This window comes from Streptomyces sp. adm13(2018) (assembly GCF_008042145.1).
Taxonomy (GTDB): Bacteria; Actinomycetota; Actinomycetes; order Streptomycetales; family Streptomycetaceae; genus Streptomyces.
Genome location: NZ_RDBH01000309.1, coordinates 1 through 8,137, shown reverse-complemented (window position 1 = coordinate 8,137; position 8,137 = coordinate 1). Strand labels below are relative to the sequence as shown.

Annotated in this window: 11 protein-coding genes; all 11 read left to right on the top strand. The window is 69.4% G+C overall.

Annotation, left to right across the window (positions count from 1 at the left end; genetic code table 11):
* Positions 1-376, top strand: a 376-nt coding sequence (locus tag EAO70_RS38400) for a hypothetical protein (protein ID WP_187284214.1), incomplete at its 5' end; no start/stop codon positions are given.
* Positions 377-438: 62 nt separating this feature from the next.
* Positions 439-645 carry a hypothetical protein gene (locus tag EAO70_RS37000; protein ID WP_148007149.1) on the top strand — a complete coding sequence of 69 codons (207 nt, stop codon included), beginning with the start codon at positions 439-441 and terminating at the stop codon, positions 643-645.
* Positions 646-1,218: 573 nt separating this feature from the next.
* Positions 1,219-1,698: a hypothetical protein gene (locus tag EAO70_RS36990; RefSeq protein WP_148007147.1), complete on the top strand. Its 480-nt coding sequence runs from the start codon at positions 1,219-1,221 to the stop codon at positions 1,696-1,698.
* Complete coding sequence (locus EAO70_RS36985; protein ID WP_222723520.1) at positions 1,695-3,137, top strand: terminase large subunit domain-containing protein; 1,443 nt, start codon at positions 1,695-1,697, stop codon at positions 3,135-3,137. The genes EAO70_RS36990 and EAO70_RS36985 overlap by 4 nt, the downstream gene beginning before the upstream one ends.
* Positions 3,138-3,147: 10 nt before the next feature.
* A complete protein-coding gene (locus EAO70_RS36980; RefSeq protein ID WP_148007146.1) occupies positions 3,148-3,450 on the top strand; it encodes a hypothetical protein in 303 nt (100 codons plus the stop codon).
* Positions 3,450-5,282, top strand: coding sequence for a hypothetical protein (locus EAO70_RS36975; protein WP_148007145.1), 1,833 nt, complete (start codon positions 3,450-3,452; stop codon positions 5,280-5,282). The genes EAO70_RS36980 and EAO70_RS36975 overlap by 1 nt, the downstream gene beginning before the upstream one ends.
* Before the next feature lie 5 nt (positions 5,283-5,287).
* Complete coding sequence (locus EAO70_RS36970; RefSeq protein WP_148007144.1) at positions 5,288-6,073, top strand: phage minor head protein; 786 nt, start codon at positions 5,288-5,290, stop codon at positions 6,071-6,073.
* Positions 6,070-6,198: a hypothetical protein gene (locus tag EAO70_RS39900; protein WP_261993250.1), complete on the top strand. Its 129-nt coding sequence runs from the start codon at positions 6,070-6,072 to the stop codon at positions 6,196-6,198. The genes EAO70_RS36970 and EAO70_RS39900 overlap by 4 nt, the downstream gene beginning before the upstream one ends.
* Complete coding sequence (locus tag EAO70_RS36965) at positions 6,191-7,333, top strand: hypothetical protein (RefSeq protein WP_148007143.1); 1,143 nt, start codon at positions 6,191-6,193, stop codon at positions 7,331-7,333. The genes EAO70_RS39900 and EAO70_RS36965 overlap by 8 nt, the downstream gene beginning before the upstream one ends.
* Position 7,334: 1 nt before the next feature.
* Positions 7,335-7,508, top strand: coding sequence for a hypothetical protein (locus EAO70_RS38395; RefSeq protein WP_187284213.1), 174 nt, complete (start codon positions 7,335-7,337; stop codon positions 7,506-7,508).
* 187 nt (positions 7,509-7,695) lie between these two features.
* The coding region (locus EAO70_RS36960) for a hypothetical protein (protein ID WP_148007142.1) at positions 7,696-8,137 on the top strand (442 nt) is incomplete at its 3' end.

The window sequence follows — 8,137 nt, the reverse complement described above, 5'->3', positions numbered from 1 at the left end:
CCTCCTCCCCGACTCCCCCGTCCGCATCTACTGGGAAACCGAGTACGCCGACGAACCCGGCCAGCACGGCGCCGGCGGGTTCTCCGTCCTCCAGAACGCCGACTGGCAGGCGAACCTGCATCTCTTCTTCTCCGGCCTCGGCCCCGACGAAGCCCTCCGCGTCCGCCACATCGAGACCACCTCTGGTGGCGTCGCCGAAGAGGGCCCCATGGCGAACGTCGACGGGTTCAAGGACAAGGGCTCCGTGACCCGCCTCGTGACCCTCGTCGGCCGCATCCAGCCCACGGAAACCCTGTCCTTTGAGGTCACCAACCTCGGCTCCGGCACGGTCACGCTCCTCGGGGCGCGCCTCATGATGCACTCCACGCCCCTGTAGAGCCGGTGGACGACCCCACACCGTGGGAGGCGATCCGCTCAATCCAGGCCGGCGTACAGCGCATGGAAGCAGCCCAAGCCCTGTACGTCACCCAGGACCAGCGGGCCTCCGACAAGGAGAACCAGGACCTCAAGCTCGCGGCCCTGGCCAAAGACCAAGCGGAGGACCGGGCCCGCCTCGACTCCCTGACCCGTAACGCGTGGACGGCGCTCATCGCACCTCTCATCGTCGGAGTCGTCCTCTACTTCCTCCTTGGAGGCAAGACGTGAAGACGCTCAGATGGTGGGCCGCGGTGGTCGCTCTGGCTGTTGCCGTGGCCTACGCGATCTCCGGCATCAGCGAACTCCAGGACGACCGGGACGCCGCAGCGCACGCCAGTGCCGCGCTGGCGCAGCAGGTGCGTGATCTCGGCGGGACACCGGTGGCGGGCCCGGCAGGCGAGGACGGCCGGGACGGGGCGCAGGGCACGCCTGGACGCGACGGAGAGGACGGGGCCGATGGGGTGGACGGGAAGGACGGACGGCCGGGACCGAGCGGTGCACCGGGCCCTACGGGTGCGACAGGCGCGGATGGGTCGAACGGGAAGAACGGTGCCCCAGGTCCAAGCGGAGCTGCGGGACCGACGGGTCCGGAGGGAAGCCCGGGCCCGACAGGTGCTCCCGGGCCGAGCGGGGCGACTGGCCCGGCCGGGCCGTCCGGTCCTCCCGGCCCCACCGGACCGGCGGGTCCTGCGGGCGAGAAGGGCGACCAAGGCGAGTCGGTGATGTGCCCCGTTGGCTACATCTCCACCGCCATGACCATCCAAGGCGAAGAACTCGCAGTGTGCAGGAAGGAGGAGGTCAGTGACTGACGAGCCGTATCCGTGGGTGCGCCGCACCACCGAGCGTGGGAAGGCTTACGACGCGTTCCGCGAATACCTGAACCAAGGGCCCCGCCGCACCGTCCTTGCCACAGCCGAAGCTGTAGGCATTACCAAGGACAGTGCGTACGAACTGTCTAAGCGGCATGACTGGGGTGCCCGCGCCACCGCTTACGACCAGCACCTTGCGTCCGCCGCAACCGATGGCCTCGCCTCCCAGATGGCCTCGGCCCGCGACGACAACCTCGCCCTTGCGGACAAGCTCCGCGGCCATCTGTCCGACCAGCTCGACGGCTTCATCGGCGGCCGCGAAGACCCGACCGTCCGCTGGTCACAGGCCCTTGCCGCCATGGTCCGCCTCGAAGAGCACGCCTTCCGCCTCAAGGACGACCCCAAGGCCTCCGCCGCCCGCGACCGAGTTCAGCAGTACCTCCAGCGCATCGAACAGGCCAACCAGACGTGATCCTCACCCCGGCTGAGCTTGCCGCTCTCACCCCTACCGAGCTTGAGGAGCTTGCCGAGGGGCTGGAGAAGCTTGTCCTGGACCGGGAAGCCGGCAAGGTGCCCTGGCTGTGCGACATCCCCGACTGTGACGGGCAGCCCCACCCCGGGCGGCCCGGCCGGCACTCCCGCGCGGCGCAGCGTCCACCAGTCGGCGACGACTGGGATGTGTGGCTCGCGCTCGCCGGCCGCGGCTGGGGCAAGACCCGCACCGGTGCCGAGTGGGTCATCGAGCAGGCCCGGCACCTGGAGCGGGGTGCGCTCATCGGCCCAACCGCTGCGGACACCCGCGACATCCTCGTCGAGGGCGAGTCCGGCATTCTTGCCTCCGCACCGGCCACGTTCCGCCCCGACTACCAGCCGTCCAAGCGGCGCCTCGTCTACCCCAACGGCGCGATCCAGGTCTGCTACTCCGCCGACGAACCCGACCGACTCCGCGGACCCCAGCACCACTACGGCTGGTTCGACGAACTCGCCGCCTGGCGGTACCTCCAATACGCGTGGGACATGGCGCAGATGGGCATGCGCCTCGGCGACCACCCCCGCATCTGCATCACAACCACCCCCCGCCCGCTGCCGCTGATCAAACAGCTGTTGAAGGACCAGCGGACCGCCGTGGTCCGCGGCTCGACCTACGACAACCTGGGCAACCTCGCTGAGACGTTCCGCCGCGCCGTCATCGCCAAGTACGAGGGCACCACCCTCGGCCGGCAGGAGCTGGACGCCGAAGTCCTGGAAGACCTGCCGGGTGCGCTCGTTGCGCGGGTGCTGATTGACCGGGCTCGGGTCACCCCGGCCGACGTGCCCGACCTGATCTCCATGGCCGTTGGCATGGACCCCGCGGGTACGGGCGCGGGCGACGAGACGGGCCTCGTTGTGACCGGCTGGGGCGTCGACCAGCACCACTACGTGCTCGCTGACGCCTCCGCGAAGCGCACCCCCGACCAGGCTGCACGGGCCGCCTACGCCCTGCTGGAGGAGCACGGCGCCTCCTACATCGTCGTCGAGGACAACGGCCCCAAGGACTGGCTGGAGGAAGTCCTACGCCGCGTCTGGCGGGACCTCCACCCCGGCGAGACGACCCCGCCGCCGATCCGCCGCGTCAACGCGTCCAAGGGCAAGAAGCTCCGCGCGCAGCCCGTGGCCATGCTGTACGAGCAGGGCCGCGTCCATCACGTCGGCAGCCTGCCCGAGCTCGAAGACCAGCTGACCACGTGGATCCCCGAGGAGTCCCCCAACTCCCCAGACCGCGTGGATGCCGAGGTCCACGCGATCACCTACCAGATGAAACGCGACCGCGGCACGCGTACCGAGTTGGTCAACCCGCACACCGCAGCACGCCGCGCCGGGCGAGTTTCCGGCCAGCATCCAGCACTCAAAGCACGCCGACAGGCGGCATGATGGGATGGAAATGGAAACGTATCCGCTTCTGATCGTGGTGGTGACGGCCCTGGCGACAGCCCGCGTGACACGGCTGATCACCGAGGACCGCATCCTCGACGCGCCCCGGAACGCCGTCCTGCGCGCTCTGCCCGACGGACACCTGCTTGCATACCTGCTGACGTGCCCGTGGTGCGTGTCGATCTACACGGGCACCCTCGCGGCTGTAGGCGGGGCGGGGGTGGGCTGGTGGGCGTGGGCGTGGGTTCCGGCGCTCGCGCTCGCGTTCTCGTACGTCACCGGCTGGCTGGCCTCCAGGGAGGGCGAGGACTGATGGCGATCTTCCGCAGGCGCACCAAGGACGGGCCGCTGCTCCCCGAGCAGCAGGACTCATCCGTCACGCCCCGCAGCATCACCGCGGCGGCCATGCCGATGTCCGGCCCCGGCGTGAAGATTGCCGACCGGGCACGCAAGCACTCCGCCAACTCGGACTGGCAGAAGCAGGGCTGGTACTACTACGACGTCATCGGCGAACTCCGGTCGCCGCTGGTGTGGATCGCGAACGCCGTGTCGCAGGCGGACCTGCACGCCACCGAGCTGGATCCGGCGACTGGGAAGGCGACTGGCCCGTCGGAGAACCCGACTGCGGTGAAGGCCGCGGCGCAGGTTCTGGGTGGTGCAGCGAAGCGGGCCACGCTCCTGAAGGTGCTTGCGCTGTGCTGGCAGGTGCCGGGCGAGGTGTGGGTCATCGTCCGCCCCCGCGGCGCAGGGAAGCCGGACGAGTGGATCGTCCTCCCCCCGTCGCAGGTCACAACCAAGGGCACCGGGGCGACCGCGTCCTGGCAGTACCGGGACCCCAAGCTCGGCACCGATGTACCTCTCGATGCCCAGTCCCGGCTGTTCCGCGTGTGGTCGCCGCACCCTGCGGACTTCATCCAGGCTGACAGTGCAGTGCGGCCGGCGCTTCCGATCTGCCGCGAGATCGAGAAGACCAGTCAGACGCTGGCCGGGCAGCTTGACTCCCGGCTGGCCACTGCCGGCGTGTGGCTCGTCGCCGACGAGCTGGACCTCCCGAAGGGCGATCACGAGACGACGGCGCTCGCGTTCATGGACGAGCTGCTGTCCGTTGCGGAGACGGGGATCCAGCAGCCGGGTACGCCGGCTGCTGTGGTGCCGGTTGCGTTCAATGCTCCGGCGGAGATGATCGGTGCGGGGAGTGCGCTCGCGTTCGTCGACTCCTCGACGACGTTCGTGCAGGGGCTCGACGAGCTGCGCGACAAGGCGTTGGATCGGCTTGCGGCGACACTCGACATGCCGAAGAGCGTGGCGGCCGGGTCGCAGGACGAGTCGAACCACTGGTCGGCGTGGCAGGTGGAGGAGAGCACTTACAAGATTTTTATTGAGCCGCTGCTCCGCGAGCTTGGCGACGCGCTGACCGAACAGTGGTTCCGGCCCGCGCTCGTCGCGATGGGGATGAGCGTCGACCAGGCAGCTCGGTACGAAATCGGCTGGGACACCACGAGCATTGTGGCGAGGCCGGACGATCGGGAGACGCTGGAGTCCCTGTACGACAAGATCCTGATCAGCGACGAGTACATGCTGGCGGAGAACGGGATCCCTGAGGACGCGATGCCGGATGAGGCGGAGCGGGAGCGGCGTCTGCTGGAGAAGCTGGTGATCTCCTCCCCGGCAATCCTCAGCGAGCCGGGTGTGGCGGAGGCTCTGGGAATGCCGGAGTTGGCGGCGGCGCAGGCTGCGGCTGTCGAGGAGGCGCCGGAGCCGCCGGTGGAGCAGCCTCGTGCGCTGCCAGCGTCGCAGGGCGACGAGCCGGTACCGGAGGCAGTGCCGGACGGGCTGACGGCGGCGGCTGAGCTCCTCGTCTTCGACGCCCTGTCACGCGCGGGAGGGCGGCTGCTCACGCGCGAGAACCGGGGCCAGTTCACCAGCGTGCCCAAGCACGAACTCCACACCGTAATCTCAACGCTGGGACGCGGCGCCGCGCTCCTCAACGACTCGTTCCAGTTCGCCGACGCGATCGCCGAGACGTTCGGGCTGGATTCCACACGCTTCCGCAGCAGCCTCCACGGCTACGCCATGAACCGCCTCATCACTCAGCAGCCCCACGACCGCAAAGACCTCGTGGTCTACCTCCAGGCCCTACGGTGACAACGTTGCCACCCGATGACGGGCTGCCCCAGCGTCTCCGGGCGGAGGCGTTCATCCGTGACGGCGAGAACCAAGTCAAGCGCACCTGGTTCCGTTCTGCGACCCGCTGGTTCGACCGCGTCCGCCCCGCCGTCGTCCAGGGCGACACCATCGACCCCAACCGCGTCTCCGACCACCAGCAGTTTTGGACGGAACAGGTCGACGTCGAGGTCATGCCTGTGGTGGAGGGCATCTTGCAGCGGGCGGCGCGGCGGGTGCGCCGGCAGGGGGTACCGGAGGCGGACGCCTGGGTGTCGGAGTACCTGAACCAGGCGGGGAACCGGTTGGTGCGCCTGCCAGATGAGGTGTACGGGCTGATCGTCGCAGAGCTGGAGCGAGGGATCCGGGAGCAGGAGTCTGTGCCGGATATCGCGAAGCGGGTGGCGACGGTGTTGACGGCGACAGGGTCGGAGCGGTGGCCGCATCGGGCGGTGACGGTGGCTCGGACGGAGACGCTGGCTGCGGTGAACGCTGGCGTCTACCGCAGCGCGCAGCTGGATGCACAGCAGCGTGGGGATCCTGCGCCGTTCAAGCAGTGGATCGCCACGGCCGACCCCAGAACGCGGGACACGCATCGGGAGGCGGACAAGCAGCGGACGCTGCTGTCCGAGCCGTTCCAGGTGGGGACTGCCCGGCTTCTCTTCCCGGGCGATCCCGCGGGCCCGGCTGGGGAGGTCATCAACTGCCGGTGCTCGATGTTCCCGGTGGTGCTCGGCGAAGAGATCGACTGGACAGATAGGCAGGACCCATGAGCGACAGCACAGCCTGGATGGAGATGGACGGCGGCTTCATTCCGCTGGTGGTGGAGGACACCGGATACGCCGAGGTGACGCTGTCGCTGGCGTTCCCCGAACTGGAGGAGGACTCCGATGGCTAGGACGTGGAGTGCGGTGCTGGCCCGGCTGGGTGTGCCCACCGGTGACGGCCGCATCATCGACCCCGCAGGCGGCTCATCCCGTGACCTGCCACTGCCCCTCGCATGGCAGGAGAAGAGCGAGGACGGCCACGGCGGCTCACAGGTCGTCGCCCGCATGGAGACCCTGCGGATCGCGGACGGCATGGTCACCGCGACCGGCAGCATGCTGGAGTCCGCCCCCTGTGAGGTGATCGAGCAGCTGGAGGCTGGCGTCATCGGCCCGTCCGTCGACCTGGACGACATCGAGTACGTGATGGACGAGCAGGAGCGGCTGGTCATCACGAAGTGGCGGATCGCCGGGGCGACGCTCGTGGCGATCCCGGCTTTCGCGGACGTGTCCCTCACCCTCGACCCGCTCCCTGCCGAGCCGATGGTGTCCGAGGAAGTCGGCTCCCACTGGGCCGAGTGGGATCTCACCGCATCGGCTGTACCGGCTGAGCTGCCCCCAGCAGACTGGTTCCAGCGCCCTGACGTGGACCGCCTGACCCCGCTCACCGTCACCGACACCGGCCGCGTCTTCGGGCACATCGCCGGGTGGGACACCTGCCACGTCGGCCTGCCCGGCTGCGTTACCCCGCCGTCGTCCCCCACCGGCTACACGTACTTCCACGTCGCCGAGCAGCGCACCACAGACGGCGCTGTGCTGCCCGTAGGGACGCTGGTAGCCGGTCCCCGGCACGCTGACGCCCAACTCGCGTTCCGGGCCGCTCAGGAGCACTACGACGACCCGTCCGCAGCCGTCGCCCGCGTGGTCGCAGGCGAGGACGAGCACGGCATCTGGGTGGCCGGCTGGCTCCTCCCGGGCGCGAGCGAGGAGGCCCTGGACACGTTCCGGTCGTCGCCGGTGTCGGGTGACTGGCGGCGTGTGGGCGGCAGCCTGGAGCTGATCGGCGTGTGCAGCGTGAACACGCCTGGCTTCCCGGTGCCCCGCGCGCGGGTGCACTTTGCGGCGGGCGCCCAGCGGGCCCTGATCGGCAGCTTCGGCATCACACCGCAGCAGGGAGAGTTCTTCCCGGAGCCGGGAAATAGGCAGGTCAACGAGGCGGAACAGGCTCGTGCCCGGTGGGCGTGGGCCGCAGCGACAACGGAGGACTGACATGGGCTGCGGATGCGGCGGCAAGAAGACCCTGACCGACTACGAGGTCACCATGCGATCCGACGGCTCCAAGGTGACCGTCAAGCACGAGGATGGCGGGCTCATGGCCGTCCGTCAGCTCCTCGCCAAGTCGGCAGGCGGCGGCACCTACAGGGCCGTCCCGCGCACGAAGTAGGTCTTCTTCAAGCTGGATAACATCCAGCTTGAAGGGAATTCCAGGCACGAAGTAACACGCCGACAGCCGGGCGCCCATTACACGGCGCCCGGTTCGCGGTACCCTGCACACAGCTTCGATGCTGGCGGTGGGCCGGTCGATGCAGACGAGACGTTGTCGTTCTGCCGACTGGAAGGAGACCACCGTCATGGCAGAGCAGACCCCGGAGAACACCGAGCCGAACGAGCCGGTCGCCTTCGACATCACCAACGCCACCGACGAGCAGCTGATCGCCGAGTACGGGCGCGTCCGCACCGCCGGAGCCGAGCTGTCCGCCAAGGCCGACGCCGACCCGAACGAACTGTCCGGGCTCGCCAGCCAGCTTCAGGAGCTGTCGGCCGCCGTCGCCGAGCGGAAGACCCGCGCCGAAGCCACACAGGCCGCGCGTGACGCGTTCGTGAGGGTCACGACGTCCTGCCGGGCCACCGCCACCGACCCCGCCGGCCAGGCGACGAAGCTGAACGTGGTCGGGAGGGCCGTCATGTACGGGGCGGTCGCATCGCCACCGGGGAACGACGCGGACAGTGCGCCGCCGGTGATGAGGCCGTCCTGCCAGCCGCGGACGAACTGGATCCGGACGCCGCGAACCG

Excerpts from the sequence above, each read along its gene's own strand:
- EAO70_RS38395 (WP_187284213.1), top strand. The coding sequence starts at position 7,335 with ATGGGCTGCGGATGCGGCGGCAAGAAGACCCTGACCGACTACGAGGTC.
- EAO70_RS37000 (WP_148007149.1), top strand. The coding sequence starts at position 439 with ATGGAAGCAGCCCAAGCCCTGTACGTCACCCAGGACCAGCGGGCCTCC.
- EAO70_RS39900 (WP_261993250.1), top strand. The coding sequence starts at position 6,070 with ATGAGCGACAGCACAGCCTGGATGGAGATGGACGGCGGCTTCATTCCG.
- EAO70_RS36980 (WP_148007146.1), top strand. The coding sequence starts at position 3,148 with ATGGAAACGTATCCGCTTCTGATCGTGGTGGTGACGGCCCTGGCGACA.
- EAO70_RS36975 (WP_148007145.1), top strand. The coding sequence starts at position 3,450 with ATGGCGATCTTCCGCAGGCGCACCAAGGACGGGCCGCTGCTCCCCGAG.
- EAO70_RS36965 (WP_148007143.1), top strand. The coding sequence starts at position 6,191 with ATGGCTAGGACGTGGAGTGCGGTGCTGGCCCGGCTGGGTGTGCCCACC.